Source organism: Flavobacterium sp. LAR06 (assembly GCF_041946075.1).
GTDB lineage: Bacteria > Bacteroidota > Bacteroidia > Flavobacteriales > Flavobacteriaceae > Flavobacterium.
Map to the genome: position 1 here is coordinate 219,708 of NZ_JAUTYT010000008.1, position 17,474 is coordinate 237,181.

At 33.4% G+C, this 17,474-nt stretch carries 17 protein-coding genes; 4 read left to right on the forward strand and 13 right to left on the reverse strand.

Annotated elements, in window-relative coordinates:
* Positions 1-37: 37 nt before the first annotated feature.
* The 11 genes from argH to Q7C23_RS13700 form a co-directional block, all read right to left on the reverse strand.
* Entirely contained in the window at positions 38-1,318 is a 1,281-nt protein-coding gene (gene argH / locus Q7C23_RS13650) for an argininosuccinate lyase (protein WP_375033046.1), read from the reverse strand.
* Positions 1,319-1,339: 21 nt separating this feature from the next.
* Positions 1,340-2,410 carry a M20 family metallo-hydrolase gene (locus Q7C23_RS13655; protein ID WP_375033047.1) on the reverse strand — a complete coding sequence of 357 codons (1,071 nt, stop codon included), beginning with the start codon at positions 2,408-2,410 and terminating at the stop codon, positions 1,340-1,342.
* 216 nt (positions 2,411-2,626) lie between these two features.
* Complete coding sequence (argB, locus tag Q7C23_RS13660; RefSeq protein ID WP_375033048.1) at positions 2,627-3,403, reverse strand: acetylglutamate kinase; 777 nt, start codon at positions 3,401-3,403, stop codon at positions 2,627-2,629.
* A 93-nt stretch (positions 3,404-3,496) separates the two neighbouring features.
* Positions 3,497-4,444, reverse strand: a complete 948-nt coding sequence (locus Q7C23_RS13665) for an N-acetylornithine carbamoyltransferase (RefSeq protein WP_375033049.1) — start codon at positions 4,442-4,444, stop codon at positions 3,497-3,499.
* An 83-nt stretch (positions 4,445-4,527) separates the two neighbouring features.
* Complete coding sequence (gene proB / locus Q7C23_RS13670; RefSeq protein WP_375033050.1) at positions 4,528-5,289, reverse strand: glutamate 5-kinase; 762 nt, start codon at positions 5,287-5,289, stop codon at positions 4,528-4,530.
* A gap of 142 nt (positions 5,290-5,431) precedes the next feature.
* Entirely contained in the window at positions 5,432-6,625 is a 1,194-nt protein-coding gene (locus Q7C23_RS13675; protein ID WP_375033051.1) for a glutamate-5-semialdehyde dehydrogenase, read from the reverse strand.
* A 43-nt stretch (positions 6,626-6,668) separates the two neighbouring features.
* The gene (locus Q7C23_RS13680) at positions 6,669-7,808 is read right to left on the reverse strand and encodes an aspartate aminotransferase family protein (RefSeq protein ID WP_375033052.1); all 1,140 of its coding nucleotides are present in this window, start codon (positions 7,806-7,808) and stop codon (positions 6,669-6,671) included.
* 88 nt (positions 7,809-7,896) lie between these two features.
* On the reverse strand, positions 7,897-8,874 hold the full coding sequence (gene argC, locus Q7C23_RS13685) for an N-acetyl-gamma-glutamyl-phosphate reductase (RefSeq protein WP_375033053.1): 978 nt from the start codon (positions 8,872-8,874) through the stop codon (positions 7,897-7,899).
* The gene (locus Q7C23_RS13690; RefSeq protein ID WP_375033054.1) at positions 8,867-10,060 is read right to left on the reverse strand and encodes an argininosuccinate synthase; all 1,194 of its coding nucleotides are present in this window, start codon (positions 10,058-10,060) and stop codon (positions 8,867-8,869) included. The genes argC and Q7C23_RS13690 overlap by 8 nt, the downstream gene beginning before the upstream one ends.
* Positions 10,061-10,125: 65 nt before the next feature.
* Complete coding sequence (locus Q7C23_RS13695) at positions 10,126-10,767, reverse strand: GNAT family N-acetyltransferase (RefSeq protein ID WP_375033055.1); 642 nt, start codon at positions 10,765-10,767, stop codon at positions 10,126-10,128.
* Positions 10,768-11,315: 548 nt separating this feature from the next.
* Entirely contained in the window at positions 11,316-13,586 is a 2,271-nt protein-coding gene (locus Q7C23_RS13700) for a M1 family metallopeptidase (protein ID WP_375033056.1), read from the reverse strand.
* Between the two features lie 186 nt (positions 13,587-13,772).
* Between Q7C23_RS13700 and Q7C23_RS13705 the strand changes: the two genes are divergently transcribed.
* The 3 genes from Q7C23_RS13705 (at position 13,773) to Q7C23_RS13715 (ending at position 15,872) form a co-directional block, all read left to right on the forward strand.
* Entirely contained in the window at positions 13,773-14,621 is an 849-nt protein-coding gene (locus Q7C23_RS13705) for an aldose 1-epimerase family protein (RefSeq protein ID WP_375033057.1), read from the forward strand.
* Positions 14,622-14,631: 10 nt separating this feature from the next.
* The gene (locus Q7C23_RS13710) at positions 14,632-15,180 is read left to right on the forward strand and encodes a GNAT family N-acetyltransferase (protein ID WP_375033058.1); all 549 of its coding nucleotides are present in this window, start codon (positions 14,632-14,634) and stop codon (positions 15,178-15,180) included.
* Positions 15,181-15,314: 134 nt separating this feature from the next.
* Positions 15,315-15,872: a DUF3575 domain-containing protein gene (locus Q7C23_RS13715; protein ID WP_375033059.1), complete on the forward strand. Its 558-nt coding sequence runs from the start codon at positions 15,315-15,317 to the stop codon at positions 15,870-15,872.
* Here Q7C23_RS13715 and Q7C23_RS13720 read toward each other — a convergent pair.
* Together Q7C23_RS13720 and Q7C23_RS13725 are read right to left on the reverse strand one after the other, a co-directional pair.
* The gene (locus tag Q7C23_RS13720) at positions 15,869-16,090 is read right to left on the reverse strand and encodes a VF530 family DNA-binding protein (RefSeq protein WP_375033060.1); all 222 of its coding nucleotides are present in this window, start codon (positions 16,088-16,090) and stop codon (positions 15,869-15,871) included. The two genes, Q7C23_RS13715 and Q7C23_RS13720, sit on opposite strands and share 4 nt — an antisense overlap.
* A gap of 104 nt (positions 16,091-16,194) precedes the next feature.
* Complete coding sequence (locus Q7C23_RS13725) at positions 16,195-16,821, reverse strand: outer membrane beta-barrel protein (protein WP_375033061.1); 627 nt, start codon at positions 16,819-16,821, stop codon at positions 16,195-16,197.
* 140 nt (positions 16,822-16,961) lie between these two features.
* Here Q7C23_RS13725 and smpB point away from each other — a divergent pair, with 140 nt between their 5' ends.
* Positions 16,962-17,417, forward strand: coding sequence for an SsrA-binding protein SmpB (gene smpB / locus Q7C23_RS13730; protein ID WP_026985485.1), 456 nt, complete (start codon positions 16,962-16,964; stop codon positions 17,415-17,417).
* Positions 17,418-17,474 lie beyond the last annotated feature (57 nt).

A 17,474-nucleotide genomic window follows, 5' to 3' on the forward strand; every position in this document is an offset into this window, starting at 1 on the left:
ACTACAAATCGGTTTCTTATTGAAAAGCATAACTTTTTTAAAAAGCTGCTTTCATTTTATTTTTAATCGCATCTAAACACAGATTATTGATACTGCCTTCGTGTGTATGCTTTGTTTCTTTTGGAGATTGATACGTCCCTGCTTCCAATTGTTCTGCAACAGCTTTGTAAGCGTCTCTAAATGGTATTCCAGCCACAACCATTTCGTTTAAAGTATCTACAGTAAACAAATAATCGTATTTTTTATCTTTTAAAATATTGTCTTTTACGGTAATATCTTTAACAGAGAAAATCGCAATATCCAAGCATGCTTTTAAATTTTGAAGTGCAGGAAACAAACCTTCTTTTAAAAGCTGTAAATCTCTGTGATAACCACTTGGCAAATTATTCGTAATTAAAGTGATTTCGTATGGAAGCGCCTGAATCTTATTACATTTTCCTCTTATCAATTCAAATACATCCGGATTTTTCTTGTGAGGCATAATGCTTGAACCTGTTGTAAGATGCGCCGGCAAACTGATGAAATCAAAATTCTGACTCATATATAGACAAACGTCCATTGCAAATTTTGATAAAGTTGCGGCAACGCTGCTCATGGCAAAAGCAACGGTTTTCTCTGCTTTTCCACGGCTCATTTGTGCGGCAACGGCATTGAACTTTAACGTTTCAAAACCTAATTCCTGTGTTGTAAATGTTCTGTTGATTGGGAATGAACTTCCATAACCTGCAGCAGATCCTAGTGGATTCTGATCAACCACTTTTGAAGCTGCGTTTAACATGGTAATATCATCAATTAAACTTTCAGCGTAAGCAGAAAACCACATTCCGAATGACGATGGCATCGCAATTTGCAAATGCGTATAACCTGGCAATAATACATTTTGATGTTTCTCTGCGGATTCCATTAACAAATCAAACAATGTTTTTACCTGTTCTTTTATTGCTTTCAATTCATCTTTTAAATACAAATGAACATCAACTAAAACCTGATCGTTACGAGAACGGGCCGTGTGGATTTTCTTTCCGGCATCGCCTAGTTTTACTGTCAATAAATATTCGATTTTAGAATGTACATCTTCAAAACTGTCTTCAATTTCGAAATTTCCAACCACAATATCTGCAATGATATCGTTTAATGCATCAACCAAAGAAGTTGTTTCTTCCGCAGTTAATAAACCAATTTGACCCAGCATTTTGGCGTGTGCAATTGAACCTAAAGCATCGTATTTTGCCAAAACTAAATCTAATTCACGATCGTTTCCAACGGTGAAATGTTCGATTTGTTTGTCTGTTGGTATTCCTTTTTCCCAAAGTTTCATAGGTGATTTTTTTTTCTTTTCTTATAATTTAAAGAAATCGCTTAGTATTTTAATATACAACTCAACTCCTTCTTCAATTTCATTTACAAAAATAAATTCGTCTGCTGAATGTGACCGCAGTGTTTCGCCTGGTCCTAATTTTAAAGACTGACAGCTCAAAACCGATTGATCTGAAAGTGTTGGTGATCCGTAAGTTGTTCTTCCTAATGCGATTCCGGCCTGAACCAAACCGTGTGCAATTGGAATAGACGATGCATTTAAATGCATTGATCTTGGTGTTACTTCGGCATTTACATTAGCTTTTACAACTTCTAAAATCTCTATATTTGAATAACGGTCAGTTACACGAATATCGACAACCAAATCACATTCTGATGGGACAACATTATGCTGTTTTCCGGCGTTTATTTGCGTTACAGTCATTTTTACAGGACCTAAAACATCGGAGATTTTATCGAATTTATAGTTTTTAAACCATTCCATTACCGGAATTGATTTGTATAATGCATTATCATCGTTTTGATGTGCAGCGTGGCTTGCAGTTCCTTTCACTTTTACATCTAAAACCAATAAACCTTTTTCAGCAACCGCCAATTGCATTAATGTTGGCTCGCCTACAATAGCACAATCTAATTCCGGTAAATGCTTTAAAACACTGTTTAAACCGTTTTTTCCGCTGCTTTCTTCTTCGGCGGAAGCCACAATTACTAAATTATGTGACAAGTTTTGATTCTCATAAAAATGAACAAAAGTTGCCAAAAGCGAAACCAGACAGCCTCCGGCATCATTACTTCCTAAGCCAAATAATTTTCCGTCTTTTTCAATTGCTTTAAACGGATCGTTAGTATAAGCCTGATTTGGTTTAACCGTATCATGGTGAGAATTCAGTAAAAGTGTCGGTTTATTTTCGTCGAAATACTTATTGAATGCCCACACATTGTTATTTTCTCTTTTAAAAGGAATTTCATTTTGATTGAACCAATTTTCAATTAAAAGTGCCGTTTGATCTTCTTCACTTGAAAATGAAGGGGTTTCAATTAGGTTTCTTAATAGTTGTATGGCTTCTTTGGTAAGCGTTTCTATATTCTTCATAAGTGTAGTTTCTCTGCCACGAAGGCTCAAAGTCACAAAGTTTTTAATTGATTTGTTTGATCAATATTGTGACAACTTTAATTTGCGCAAATTTCTTAAATTAATATTTAAAATGGCTTGGGCAATTGTGTTTTTTTTGCCACGAGTTTACACAAATTTTCGCTAATTTTTTTTAAATTTTAATTCGTGGAAATTCGTGTAATTCGTGGCAGCATTTTATAACGTAATTGTAGTATGCAAAACATCAGGATTTTGCAACATCTTGTGATGCCCGATTTTGATTTTCTGAACACCTCTTGATAAACTGTTGAAGCAATTATCCAATTTTGGAATCATACCCGAGTGGATTACTTTTTCTTCTTTTAACTTGTGGTATAAAGCTTCGTTGATTTCTGTAATTACAGAAGCATCATCTTCTGAATCTTGTAAAACGCCTTGTTTTTCAAAACAGTAAGTTAACGTTACATCAAAAACTTTAGATAATGCAATTGACAGTTCGCTTGCAATGGTATCGGCATTTGTGTTTAGTAACTGACCGTTTTTATCGTGTGTAATCGCGCAGAAAACAGGAACAATTCCGTTTTCAAGCAATATTTTTAATAAAGTTGTATTTACTTGCTTTACATCGCCTACAAAACCATAATCGATTGTTGGATGATTTCTCTTTGTAGACTGAATTAAGTTCCCGTCAGCTCCGGAAAAACCAACTGCATTGTTGTCTTTTGTCTGTAATTGCGCCACAATATGTTTGTTGATTTGTCCTGCATAAATCATAACTACAACATCAAGCATTGGAGCATCTGTAATTCGGCGTCCATCAATCATTTGCGGAACCAAACCAATACTTTGCGCCATTTTAGTAGCAGATTTTCCACCGCCATGAACCAAAACTTTATGTCCTTCGATTTTAGAAAAATCTGTTAAGAATTGCTCTAATTCAGTTGGATTGTCGATTACATTTCCACCAATTTTTATTACGGTAACTTTTTTCATGAGGTTCAAAGGTTCAGAGGAACAAAGGTACAAAGTTTAGATCCAGTTTATAAATCTCTGAACCTTTGCAACTTTGAAACTTTGCGCCTCAAATTACAATTTCTTTAAAATCTTCTGTAAAACTAATTGTGCTGAATACGTTCTGTTATTCGCTTGCTGAATTACGATTGAATTCTCGCTATCGATAACTTCGTCGCTTACAATTACGTTACGACGAACCGGAAGACAGTGCATGAACTTTCCGTTGTTGGTTAAAGCCATTTTTTCAGCAGTAACTGTCCAGCTTGGGTCTATATTGGTTACTTTTCCGTAATCGTTGAAGTTACTCCAGTTTTTAACGTATACAAAATCAGCATTTTCAAACGCTCTGTTTTGATCGTATTCAATTTTGCAATCTTTTGTAATTTCCGAACTCAATTCGTAACCTTCCGGATGTGTGATTACAAAATCCATATCTTTTTGCATTTGCATCATTTCTACGAATGAATTGGCAACTGCTTGTGGTAACGCTTTTGGATGTGGAGCCCAAGAAAGCACTACTTTAGGTTTGTGTTTTGTTTTATATTCTTCCATTGTAATCGCATCAGCCAAAGACTGAAGCGGATGACGAACAGCACTTTCCATATTTACAATTGGGACCGTAGCGTGTTTCTGGAATCCCGAAATTACGGTTTCAGCATAATCTTTTTCTTTATCTGCTAAACCTGCAAAAGCACGAATAGCAATAATATCGCAATATTGCGAAACTACTTCTGCCGCTTCTTTAATATGTTCTGAAGCACCCGAATTCATTACAGCTCCGTCTTCGAACTCTAATGTCCAACCTTCATTGGTAAAGTTCATCACCATAACATTCATTCCTAAGTTTAAAGCCGCTTTTTGTGTACTCAAACGCGTTCTTAAACTCGGATTAAAGAATAACATTCCTAATGTTTTATTCTTTCCTAAACTTTGATTTTTAAGCGGATTCTTTTTAATTTTTAATGCGCTTTTTACCCATTTTGATAATGAGTTGATATCTTGAATTGAAATATAGTTCATATCTTTTTTGTTTAATAGTTTATTTGTTTAACTGTGTATTTGATCAATCGATTAACCGAATTAACGATTAAACAAATAAACATTTACGCTATTTTAGTAAAAGAAATTTCATCCTTTAATGCTTTTAAAATAAAATTATCATTTAATCCGTTGACAATCCAGGTTTCTATATTAGCTGCTTTTGCGATTCCGGCCGCTTCAATTTTTGATTGCATCCCTCCTGTTCCGTGTGATGATTTTGACTCTCCTATTTCTTTTTCTAAAACCTTTAAATCATTTACTAATTTAATGGTTTCCGGATTTTCATCATGAATGGAATCTTTCGTGTAAATACCATTCGTATTAGTTGCAATAATTAGAATATCAACATTTAAAAGAACTGCTGTTAATGCTGCTAATTTATCATTATCTCCAAACCGAATCTCATCTGTGGCAACGGTGTCGTTTTCATTGATAATCGGAATGTAATTATTCTCTACCAAAACATTAATCGTATTGACAATATTTACTTTTGATTGTTCTTTCTCAAAATCAGAATAAGACAATAAACATTGCGAGGTCAACAAGCCCAAATCACTAAAATTTTCATGAAAAATCCGCATTAAATGGGGTTGACCTATAGAAGCCAAAGCTTGTTTCAATGCAATTTCTTTGCCTTTGCTTTCTAACTTTACAAACTGTTTTGCGGCTGCGATTGCTCCGGAACTCACAATTACAAATTCGTAATCTTTGTTTAAAGCGGCAATCTGCATACCGATATCTTCAATCTTTCCCCGCGAAATATGGTTTGTTTCCTTGGTTAAAGTATTACTTCCTATTTTTAATAAAATTCTTTTTTTGCTCATCTAATTATTTTTAACCGCAAAGGGCGCAAGGTTTTTTTATATTGTTTGTGTTTACAAACGGTAAGTTCACAAAGCTAAATCTTCAATTAAAATCCAAAATTTAAATTCCAAATTCCAATAATCCAAATACAGAAATCTAAAATTACCTAACTTGCCCTTCTCCGTACACGTACCATTTGTTTGTTACCAAATGCTGCAATCCGATTGGTCCTCTTTGATGCAATTTGTCTGTACTTATCGCTAATTCTCCGCCTAAACCAAATTGCCCTCCATCTGTAAAACGTGTAGAAGCATTTTGATAAACGGCCGCAGCATCAACTGCTTCCATGAATTTTTGTGCTGCTTTATCATCTTTCGTAACAATTACAGCCGAATGTCCTCCGCAGTACTTATTTATTTTCTCAATTGCATTTTCTTCAGATTCAATTATTCCAATTACGATTTTATAATCTAGAAATTCTTCATACCAAATATCTTCATTTTGAAGGGTCTCTGTATTTTCGAAGTTTTCCAATGATTTATCAACTATAACTTCAACTTTTGACTCAATTAAAGCTTCAATTAACATTGCCGTAAAACCTTCAAAGTTGGGTAATTTCGAATCAATTAAAACTTTATCAACTGCATTACAAGCTGAAATTTTGGAGGTTTTGGCATTTAAAATTACTTTTAAAGCCAAATCTGTATCAGCATTTTCATGAACATAAACAAAATTGTTTCCACGCCCGCTAACGATAACCGGACATGTTGCATGTTGTTTGACAAACTCAATTAATTTTTCTCCTCCTCTCGGAACTATTAAGTCTACTTTTTGAGTTGGATTTTCTAAGAAAGCTTGAGTTTCTGTACGATTGTAATTTAGATATTCAACCCAATCTTTTGAAACTCCATTTTGTTCCAAAGCCTGATGCCATAAAGCAACAATTTTCAAATTCGATTGTAAAGCTTCTTTTCCTCCTTTTAATAAAATCTTATTTCCAGATTTAAAAGCGATTCCGCCCGCTTCAATCGTAACATCGGGGCGCGATTCGTAAATAATTAAAATCGTACCAAATGCAGCTGTTTTATTAATGACTTTTATTCCATTATCATGAACAAAATGAAAACGCTCTACTCCAACAGGATCTTCTTGTGAAGCCAATTGATTCAATGATAAAATCATCTCATCTACCTTTTTACCATCTACTTTTAAGCGTTCTTCCATTGCTAAATCTGAGCCATCATAAGCCAATAAATCCTCCTGATTATTGAGAATGATTTGATTCCGCTCCTGCTCGACCAGCTTTGCCATGGAGCGCAAAACGAGATTACGTTTTTCAATTGATAATGGATTCATAATTTATAGTTGGTTGGTTGGTTGGTTGGTTGTTTATCAGAACTTAATTTTGAAGCTCTTCCAAACTCTCTTTTAAAGCTACAATAAAAGTATCAATGTCTGATTTTTTCACTGTCAATGGCGGCAAAATTCTTAACAGATTTTTGTTATTGGCGCTTCCTGTAAAAATATGTTTCTCGATAATTAGTTTCTTTCTTAAAGCAGAAACATCAAAATCAAATTCAACTCCAAGCATCAATCCTTTTCCTTTTACTTGTTTGATTCCAGGAACTTGTTTGATTTGTTTTAAGAAATATTCATAAACTTCGTTTACATTCTTCTGTAAATCTAATTTTTCAATTACATCCAAAACTGCAATTGCAGCTGCACAAGATAAATGGCTTCCGCCGAAAGTAGTTCCTAATAAGCCATAACTTGCTTCAAATTTTAGCGAGATTAAAATGGCTCCAACCGGAAAACCGTTCCCCATTCCTTTTGCTACAGAAATAATATCAGCATTGATTCCATGATGTTGAAAAGCGAAGAATTTCCCGCTTCTTCCGTATCCTGATTGAACTTCATCCAAAATCAAAACCACATCATATTTTTTACACGCTTTTTCTAAAGCCTGAAAAAATTCTGTTGTTCCCTGATCTAAACCGCCAACTCCCTGAATTCCCTCAATAATTACCGCAGTTACATCTCCTTTTGCAAGCTCTGCTTCTACTAAATCAATTTGATTTAATGGCAAAAAAGTAACTACTTGCTGTGCATTAATTGGCGCAACAATTTTTTTGTTATCAGTAACAGCAACAGCTGCAGAAGTTCTTCCGTGGAAAGAATTGTAAAAAGCTACAACTCTTGATTTTCCATTGTGGAAAGAAGCTAATTTTAATGCATTTTCATTTGCTTCAGCTCCAGAACTACATAGAAACAATTCATAATCTTCCAATCCGGAAAGCTTTCCTAATTTCTCAGCCAATTCAACCTGCAAAGGATTCTGAATGGCATTTGAATAAAATCCTAAATGATCTAACTGATTTTTTAGTTTTTCAACATAATCAGGTTGTGTATGGCCAATCGAGATTACACCATGTCCACTATATAAGTCTAAATATTCCACTCCGTTAATATCTGTAATGGTACAGTCTACTGCTTTTACAGGCGTGATATCGTAAAGTGGGTATACGTTAAATAAATTCATGTCTTTTTTGTTTAACGTTTCAAGTTTCAGGTTTCAGGTTACGTACTGGACGTGAAACCTGAAACCTGAAACCTGAAACAAATTTTTCCTAAAATCCGCTTGGTTTCAAATGTAAACCGGTGGTTTCTTCTAATCCGAACATCAAATTCATGTTTTGAATTGCTTGTCCTGAAGCACCTTTGGTTAAGTTATCAATGATTGAGGTAATCAAAATCCGGTTTCCTTTTTTCATTAAACTAATGATACATTTGTTGGTTTGAACGACTTGCTTCATATTGATGTTTGTCGTTGTAACTGTCACAAACGGTTCATTTTTATAGAAATCTTCGTATTTGGCTACGGTATGCTCCAAGCTTTCATCTGAAGATGTATATAAGGTTGCGAAAATTCCTCTTGAAAAATCTCCTCTGTTTGGAATAAAAAGCAATTCACTTTCAAAATCATCCTGCAATTGCACCAAACTTTCTGAAATTTCTCCTAAATGCTGATGTTCAAAAGCTTTATAATGCGACATATTATTATTTCTCCAGCTAAAATGAGATGTTTCTGAAAGTCCAACTCCAGCTCCTGTACTTCCGGTTGTAGCATTAATATGAACATCATTATTCAATAAATTATGTTTTGCTAAAGGCAATAATGCCAATTGAATTGCTGTCGCAAAACAACCTGGATTTGCAATGTAATTTGCTTTTTTAATATCCGCTTTATTCAGTTCAGGTAAACCGTAAATAAAATCTTTTCCTTCGAAATGAGCATCTTTATTCAATCTGAAATCATTACCTAAATCAATGATTTTGGTGTGACTTGCAAATTGATTTTCCTTCAAAAAGGAAATCGATTTTCCGTGCCCTAAACATAAAAACACAACATTCACCTCTGGATTGATGGTGTCAGTAAAATTCATTTCAATATCTCCCATTAAATCGTGATGCGCCACAGAAAGTGGTTTACCCGAATTGGTTGTACTGTAAACAAAATCGATGTTTACATTGGGATGAAACATTAATATTCTGATAAGTTCTCCGGCTGTGTACCCCGAACCACCAATTATTCCGACATTAATCATGATCTAAATGGTTTACAGATGAAAATATGTTTTGTGCGTTTCCTAAAATCTTAATAAATCCTTTTGCATCATCAGATGTCCAGGCGTTGTTCATTTCTCCGTATTGACCGAAACCTGTATTCATTAAATCATTATCAGATTCAATTCCGTCAAGCGAAAAATGGTAAGGCTTTAAAGAAACCGTTACAACACCATTCACTGTTTTTTGAGTGTCCTGCAAAAATGTTTCGATGTTTCTCATTACAGGATCTAAAAACTGACCTTCATGGAATAACATTCCGTACCAGTTTCCTAATTGCTCTTTCCAGTATTGTTGCCATTTTCCAAGAGTGTGTTTTTCTAGTAAATGATGCGCTTTGATAATGATTAATGGAGCAGCAGCTTCAAAACCAACTCTTCCTTTAATTCCTATAATGGTGTCGCCAACATGAATATCTCTTCCAATTGCAAAAGCGTTTGCCAGCTTTTCAAGAGCCACAATGTTATTTGATGGTTTATCAAATTGACCGTTTAATCCAACTAATTCACCTTTTTCAAAATGTAATCTTACCTTTTCTTCTCCTTCTTTTTGCAATTGCGAAGGATAAGCATCACTTGGCAATGGCTGGCTAGAAGTTAAGGTTTCTTTTCCTCCAACACTAGTTCCCCAAAGTCCTTTATTAATCGAATACTGCGCTTTTTCCCAAGAATAGTGAACACCATTTTTAGATAAATAATCTACTTCTTCTTGTCTTGAAAGTTTTAAATCTCTAATTGGTGTAATAATTTCGATTTCCGGAGCAATGGTTTGGAAAATCAGATCAAAACGAATTTGGTCATTTCCTGCACCTGTACTTCCATGTGCGATTGCGCTTGCCCCTACTTTTTTAGCATATTTAATAGCTTCAATTGCCTGAAAAACACGCTCTGCACTTACTGACAACGGATAGGTATTGTTTTTTAATACATTTCCGAAAATCAAATATTTTATAGCTTTATCATAATATTTATCTACGATTGTAAGATTTGCGTGTTGTGCGCTTCCTAATTCGTAGGCTCTTTTTTCAATTGCTGATAATTCTTCAGCATCAAATCCTCCTGTATCTACAAGTACGGTATGAACTTCGTATCCTTTTTCATTTTTTAAATATTTCAAACAATACGAGGTATCTAATCCTCCACTATAAGCTAATACAACTTTTTTCATTTTATATAATTTAGGCTAATACTTTCGTATTTAGCAAGTTTGAGATTTCTTTTTTATTGGCATTCTTATGGCAAAAAAATAAAAGACTTAATTTTATTTAAGAATAAAGCTTGTTTTATTTTTTTTAATCTGTTCAAAACAGCCTCATTAAAAGGGTGTCTTGGCGGATCTTTTTGTTTTTCTTTTGGATCGTACAACATTCCTGTACAAAGACACATTTTGTTTTCTTTGCTTTTTAGAATTTCGTAGTTGGTACAGGTTTTACATCCCGACCAAAAACTTGGATCAGTAGTAAGTTCAGAGAAAGGCACCGGTTTGTATCCTAAATCAGAATTGATTTTCATTACAGCTAAACCAGTAGTGATACCGAATATTTTAGCATCAGGATATCTTTGCAGTGAATAATCAAAAACTTTTGATTTGATCTTTTTAGCCAAACCTAAACTTCTGTAATCCGGATGTACAATTAAACCAGAATGTGCCACGAATTTTCCGTGCTGCCAACTTTCGATATAACAAAAACCTGCAAATTTTCCATCTGCCAAAGCAATCATCGCATCACCGTTCGCCATTTTTTTCTGAATGTAGTCAGGAGTTCTTTTAGCAATCCCTGTACCTCTTAATAAGGCGGATGATTCTATCGTATCGCAAATTTCCTGCGCGAATTTGAAGTGTTCTTCTTGAGTTACAACAATAGAGATTTTCATTTCAATAGTTGAAGTTAGAGTTAAAAATTAAAACGTACTGTTTAGTTTGAAATCTAGAAATCAATCCAATAAAATTAGACAAAATAGAAGTAACATTCTCAAAATCAAAAGATTGATTTAGAAAATTTACAAAATAATATATAGTTTTAGGATATGTTTGTCCAATGGACAAATGATGTGATTTCAAAATGAAAAATGAATATAAATAAATACGCGGCGAAAAACTCTGTGAATACTATAGAGATAGTATCCGTACTTCGGGAGAAGTTACAGGAGAGTTTGTCCGTGACAAAGAAGTTATATGTAAACTTATTTTATTCATCGAGTGCAAAAGTACACTATTTTTTAATTTACAAAGCAAAAAAATAAAATTCTAACATTTTTTTGGCTCAATGTTATTTTTTTTTGAAGATGCTAAGATTCTAAGTTACTAAGGTTCTGAGTTTTTCTCGGAAACTTACAACCTAAAACTTGAAATCCAAAAATATAAAAACCCGATAATTATATAACTATCGGGTTTTAAATACTTTAAAATTCTGTTTTTTTTTTTAATTCTTCTTAAACGGAATAACTTTTCCATTTCCTAAAACAACCATATCAAAACCTGTTTTAGCTTCGTTAAATTTAAATTTTAATCCCGCTCTTTTAGACTCAAAAGTGTCTTTTTCACCTTCTACAGGTTCAACAGCAAACTTAGGATAATTTGTAATTTCTGCATTAAGAACACTGTTTTTCTCTGTAAATTCAATTTTCAGAGGACCATTTGCGGCAGAATAATTTCCTAAATATCCATCTAAAATAATATCTTTCTCTACTTTACCTTTTCCTGCTGTCCAAACATTATTACTTTCGTTATAATCTGGTAAAGCGTGATCAGGGTCTAGTGTAATGCTTTCGATCTCTTCAGTAGAGTTGTGTTTAAAAGTCCAGTCAATATTACGTTGCCAAATTTCAACAGGCAATTTCACTCTCGTTACTTTTCCACTTTTTGTTTTTACATCCAAAATAATTGGCATTGGCATTTTATCAAAATTCTCAACTGTAATTACAACTCCTTTAGATGGATCGTTTTTTACATATTTAATAGAATTAATCCCTTGGTCAAATCTCCAGTTATTCACAAACCAGCTTCTCCAGAACCAACTTAAATCTTCTCCTGCAACGTTTTCAATTGTTCTGAAAAAATCATCTGGAGTTGGATGTTTGTAAGCCCAACGCTCCACATAAGTACGCAACGCTTTATCAAAACGTTCTTCTCCTAAAACCTGCTCTCTCAAAATTGTCAATCCTGCACTTGGTTTTGCATAACATAAAACGCCAATATTAGCTTCTTTCATATTATCAGGAGAACTCATAATCGTTTCTAATTTTGGACTTGTATAATATTCTACATCTTCGTGAAGATCTGCAGGTTTTTGTTTGTATTCTCCATTATTGAAATCAAAAGAACTTACTGAATTAATAAAAGTATTAAAACCTTCGTCCATCCATGCAAATAAACGCTCATTTGAACCTACAATCATAGGAAACCAAATATGTCCAAATTCGTGATCTGTAACTCCCCATAAGTCATCTCCTTTAGATTTCCATCCACAGAAAACAATTCCCGGATATTCCATCCCTCCTTCATTTCCTGCAACGTTTGTTGCAGCCGGATAAGGATATTCAAACCATCTTTTTGAGTAATTCTCAATTGATGCTTTTACATATTCAGTCGAACGACCATAAGCGTCATTGCCTGCACTTTCAACTGGATAAGCTGACAAAGCCAACGATTTTTTACCACTTGGTAAATTAATCTTTGCTCCATCCAAAATAAACGCAGGAGAAGATGCCCAAGAGAAATCACGAGCATTTTTTATTTGATAGTGCCATGTTTTCTGTGCTGTTGCATTAGCTGTTGCAGTTGCAGCTACTTCTTCTGCTGTACGGATCATCACGGTTTTGTCGCTTTGTGAAGCAGCTTTATAACGTTTAAATTGTTCCGCAGGCAAAACTTCTGCCCCATTCAACAATTCTCCTGAACCTACAACATAGTGATTGGCAGGCACTGTAAGTTTCACGTCAAAATTCCCATATTCTAAATAGAACTCAGAAGCCCCTAAATAGGGTGCAGTATTCCAGCCGCGTACATCATCATACACACACATACGTGGGTACCATTGTGCAATAGTGAAGATTTTTCCATTTTTAGTTTCTAAAACTCCCATTCTGTCAGATCCTTCGAAAGGAGCAATGAATGAAAATTCAATTTTTATTTTTACAGCCCCTCCTTTTGAAGCTAATTCCTGAGGAAGGAAAATTTGCATTCTGGTATCTGTAACAATAAATTTTGCATCAGTTTCAACTTTAGTTTTTCCACCAGAAATTACTTTTACTGATTTAATTTTATTACCTCCATCAAAAACCTGACCTTGAGCTCCATTACGGCTTCCTGTCAACGGCACCACTGCATTTCCTCTTGAATCCTCTTTGAATAAATTTTGATCTAAGTTCAACCAAACAAATGATAATTTATCCGGACTATTATTGGTATACGTAATTTCATCAGTACCAGTAATTTCATTTTTTACTGCATCTAATTTTGCTGTTATTTGATAATCAGCTCTGTTTTGCCAGTACTCAGCACCAGGCTGACCACTTGCAGAACGGGTTGATGTGCCATTTTTTGTGTAAAAATGCGGTGCAAAAGCATCATGATAATTGTAATTGTTTACCGGATTTACTGCTGTTGAAGCTGGGGTCTGTTGCGCCCAAACAGAAGAAATCCCTACAAACAAAGCCATGGTTAATAAGGCTTTAGAGGATTGTTTTTTCATATTTTTTAGCTGTTTATGTAGCAAATTAATGAAAAAAAAAGCTATTTACAGAGAAAACCTTAAGCTTTAATTAAACTTTAGCAAAGTTTAATCAAAAAATAATTTAATCTATTTCTTTCAAAAACTAAAATTTATAAAATATATTTACAGCTAGATAAAAGCTAATTATTTTCCAATTATATCATTGTGAACACAACTATTTCAAATTCAACACTTAAAGCTTCAATTAAAAATGCAGGAGCTGAATTATTTTCGTTAAAGAATCAGGATAAGGAATTTATCTGGGAAGGAAATCCTGATTTTTGGGGAAAGCACTCTCCTATTCTTTTTCCAATTGTAGGTACTTTAAGAAACAATATTTATACTGTGGACGAGAAAGAATATCAATTGCCAAGACATGGTTTTGCAAGAGATATGGAGTTTCTACTGACTAATAAAACTGAAAACAGCGTTACTTTTTCCTTACAGTCAAATGTTGAAACATTGAAAAAGTATCCGTTTAAATTTGAATTACAACTTATATATACACTTAAGGAAAGCACTTTAGACATTGAATACAAAGTAACAAATCAAAATAAAACTAAAATGCCTTTTTCTATTGGTGCGCATCCGGCGATTGCTTTGCCTGGTGATTTTGAAAATTATAGCTTGAAATTTGAAAAAGAAGAAGTCCTACAATTTTCACTTTTAGAAAACGATTTGGTTTCTAATAAAACGCAAGTTTTAGAAACTACTAAAAATTTGGTTCCCTTGAATTACAAATTATTCGAGAACGATGCTTTGGTTTTTAAAACATTAGAGTCGAGCTCACTTACTATTCTTGAAAAATCAAAACCATATCTAAAAGTTGCTTTTGAAGATTTTCCCAGCTTAGGTATTTGGACAAAAGAACAGGCTCCATTTATATGCATCGAACCTTGGTTTGGTTATTCAGACACACCTGAAAATTCTGGTGACATCTTCGAAAAAGAAGGGGTTTTAATTTTGGATGCGGATCAGACATTCACTTCAAAATTCAGTATACAAATATTATAAAATTTAAAAAATGTTAGAATTCAACTTTTCTCCATTTCCAATTATAGAAACGGATCGTTTACTTTTAAGAAGAATTACCAATGACGATGTAAACGAGATTTATGAACTGCGTTCGAATCCTGAAACTATGAGATATATTCCACGACCTTTGGTGAAAACCACTGAGGATGCTTTGGAACACATAGCTATGATTGAAGATAAAATTTTAACAAACATTGGAATCAATTGGGGAATCACCCTCAAAGACAATTCAAAACTATTAGGTATTATCGGGTATTATAGAATGCAGCCTGAGAATTATCGTGCTGAAATTGGCTATATGTTATTACCTGAATTTCATGGAAAAGGAATTATCCCTGAAGCCGTAAACCGATTAATCAGATATGGTTTTGATGATTTAAAATTACATTCGATTGAAGCAGTAATTGATCCTGAGAATTTCGCCTCAGAAAAAGTATTGCAAAAATGCGGTTTTATAAAAGAAGCACATTTAAAAGAATCTGAATTTTATGAAGGGCGTTTTCTGGACAAAGTAATTTACTCATTGTTAGAAAAATAGCCCCATTATTAATTTCTGATAAAAAAATAAATCTTGTTAAATATACTTTTTTCACAATAGTAGGTTTGCTATTGCGTTATATTTGCACGCGAAATAAGCAATTAAACCTTATTTTGAATTTCGAAAACTTACTTATGAAAAAAATAGTTATTCTCCTTTTTCTCTTACTTTCAATCCATTCTCAAAGTCAAACTTATTTAAAATTTAACGCTGCGACTGCTCTTTTAGCGATACCAAATGTTGGAATTGAAACTAGTATTGGAGAAAAAACAACCTTTAGCGTTGATGTTATGGCTTCTTTCTGGGAATCTTTTAATGGTCATAGTCCAATGAAATTTTACACTCTAACTCCTGAAGTGAGATATCATTTTAAAGAAAAATATAATGGTTTCTACGTTGGTGGTCACATTGGACCGGACATTTATGAAATTCAAAAATGGAATTATTGGGATAGTAACAAATATGAGCACGGATTTGGATATCGCATGGGAGTTACGATTGGTTACAATATAAAAATCAATGACAAATTTTTATTAGACATTTTTGCAGGCGGTGGCTGGCATCAGGGATTTTATCATGGTTATTACAATGACGGAACACCTGGTCGATATGAAAAAGCTGAAAATTGGAATAAAAGTGGCGAATGGCTGCCTTATCGTGGTGGCGTAATGCTTTCTTATAAATTAAACTAGAATTTAGATAGTGATTTAATGTATAAATCTTCTACCTTTTTACGAGCCCAATCCGTTTTTCTTAAATATGTCAAACTGGATTTTATACTTGGATTTGAAGTAAAACATTTTATCGGAATTAATTCTGACAACGTATCAAAACCATAATAGGCAACAAGCTTTTCTAATATTAACTGAAGCGTAATTCCGTGTAAAGGATCTTTTGATTGATTTTGCATTTTATCTTTTTAAATAATATTAAAAAACCGTACTCCAAAAAGTACGGTCTTTCTTTTTACAAAATTAACGAATTGAAATTAAATTTAAATCAAATCGACTACTATTAGAATATAAATTTAAATCCGACTGAAAGTGGCGTTGTTAAACTTGAACCTCCAACTAAATAAGCTGAATCAACATTTGCCATGTGTGCTAATCCAAAATTGGTTACAGTTGTTCTTTCTCCAACTTTTGGGTCTAAAGTTGTTGATGTGAAATTAGCTAAGTCATAAGAGAATTCTACAGAAAAATGTTTTGTTACAAAATAATCAAATCCACCTGACAAGGCTAAACCAACCTGACTTACTTTTAAATCACTTTCTTTTTCTTTACCTGAAATAATTGGAGCTGCTAATTGTCCAAAGAAATAAAGAGAACCAGCTACGTTCCAATATTTTCTTGCTAATGGTTCAATTACAATTAAATCTGTTTTTGCTGTTGTTTTTGAATTAAAATCCGACTTCATGTTTATATAACCCAGTCCAGCACCAACAGCAACCGATGGCGTGACGAACGTTCCTACAATTGGTATTACTGACAAATTCGTATCCTTAACGTCTCCAGTTTTAGTTTGCTGATAACCAAATTGAGAAGTAGCAAACCACGCCCCTTTTAAACCTCGATTTGCATCCTGTGCAGTTGCAGTTAAACTGATTAACACAATACCAACTAATGATAATTTTTTTTTCATTTTTGAGTTTGTTTTAAATTATTAAACAAACTTATATGTAAGTTTTTTCTGTAAACATGATCAAAGTCATTGATTAAAAAAAATCTTTAATTATCTTAGATTGTATTAAAGTTTTTCAATTTTGTTTTACATTTGCAACTATGTTAAAAACAGTCAATATACTTAATAAAAGAGCTCGTTTCGATTACGAGATAATCGATACCTATACTGCCGGAGTTGTTTTAACCGGAACAGAGATTAAATCTATACGTTTAGGAAAAGCTAATATTACCGAAAGCTTTTGTGAATTTAGCAACCTTGAACTTTTTGCTATCAATACTTATATTGAAGAATATTCTTTTGGAAATCAATTCAATCACAAATCAAGAAGTGAGAGAAAATTGCTTTTAAATAAGAAAGAACTAAAAAGCCTTCATAAAAGTGTACAGGCAAAAGGACTTACTATTGTACCGCTAAAATTGTTTACAAATGAAAAAGGTCTCGCAAAATTGCAGATCGGCCTTTGCAAAGGAAAGAAAAACTACGACAAACGTGAGTCTTTGAAAGAGCAAGATACAAAACGTGACTTAGACCGAATTAAAAAAGCTTACAATTAAAAGTACTTTAATTTTCCACTAAAGGATTGTTTATTAATATTTTATCGTTATTTTTAT

What these genes read in the sequence shown, in the direction of transcription:
- argH (WP_375033046.1), bottom strand. Translation starts at nt 1,318, where the DNA reads ATGAAACTTTGGGAAAAAGGAATACCAACAGACAAACAAATCGAACAT.
- Q7C23_RS13655 (WP_375033047.1), bottom strand. Translation starts at nt 2,410, where the DNA reads ATGAAGAATATAGAAACGCTTACCAAAGAAGCCATACAACTATTAAGA.
- argB (WP_375033048.1), bottom strand. Translation starts at nt 3,403, where the DNA reads ATGAAAAAAGTTACCGTAATAAAAATTGGTGGAAATGTAATCGACAAT.
- Q7C23_RS13665 (WP_375033049.1), bottom strand. Translation starts at nt 4,444, where the DNA reads ATGAACTATATTTCAATTCAAGATATCAACTCATTATCAAAATGGGTA.
- proB (WP_375033050.1), bottom strand. Translation starts at nt 5,289, where the DNA reads ATGAGCAAAAAAAGAATTTTATTAAAAATAGGAAGTAATACTTTAACC.
- Q7C23_RS13675 (WP_375033051.1), bottom strand. Translation starts at nt 6,625, where the DNA reads ATGAATCCATTATCAATTGAAAAACGTAATCTCGTTTTGCGCTCCATG.
- Q7C23_RS13680 (WP_375033052.1), bottom strand. Translation starts at nt 7,808, where the DNA reads ATGAATTTATTTAACGTATACCCACTTTACGATATCACGCCTGTAAAA.
- argC (WP_375033053.1), bottom strand. Translation starts at nt 8,874, where the DNA reads ATGATTAATGTCGGAATAATTGGTGGTTCGGGGTACACAGCCGGAGAA.
- Q7C23_RS13690 (WP_375033054.1), bottom strand. Translation starts at nt 10,060, where the DNA reads ATGAAAAAAGTTGTATTAGCTTATAGTGGAGGATTAGATACCTCGTAT.
- Q7C23_RS13695 (WP_375033055.1), bottom strand. Translation starts at nt 10,767, where the DNA reads ATGAAAATCTCTATTGTTGTAACTCAAGAAGAACACTTCAAATTCGCG.
- Q7C23_RS13700 (WP_375033056.1), bottom strand. Translation starts at nt 13,586, where the DNA reads ATGAAAAAACAATCCTCTAAAGCCTTATTAACCATGGCTTTGTTTGTA.
- Q7C23_RS13710 (WP_375033058.1), top strand. Translation starts at nt 14,632, where the DNA reads ATGTTAGAATTCAACTTTTCTCCATTTCCAATTATAGAAACGGATCGT.
- Q7C23_RS13715 (WP_375033059.1), top strand. Translation starts at nt 15,315, where the DNA reads ATGAAAAAAATAGTTATTCTCCTTTTTCTCTTACTTTCAATCCATTCT.
- Q7C23_RS13720 (WP_375033060.1), bottom strand. Translation starts at nt 16,090, where the DNA reads ATGCAAAATCAATCAAAAGATCCTTTACACGGAATTACGCTTCAGTTA.
- Q7C23_RS13725 (WP_375033061.1), bottom strand. Translation starts at nt 16,821, where the DNA reads ATGAAAAAAAAATTATCATTAGTTGGTATTGTGTTAATCAGTTTAACT.
- smpB (WP_026985485.1), top strand. Translation starts at nt 16,962, where the DNA reads ATGTTAAAAACAGTCAATATACTTAATAAAAGAGCTCGTTTCGATTAC.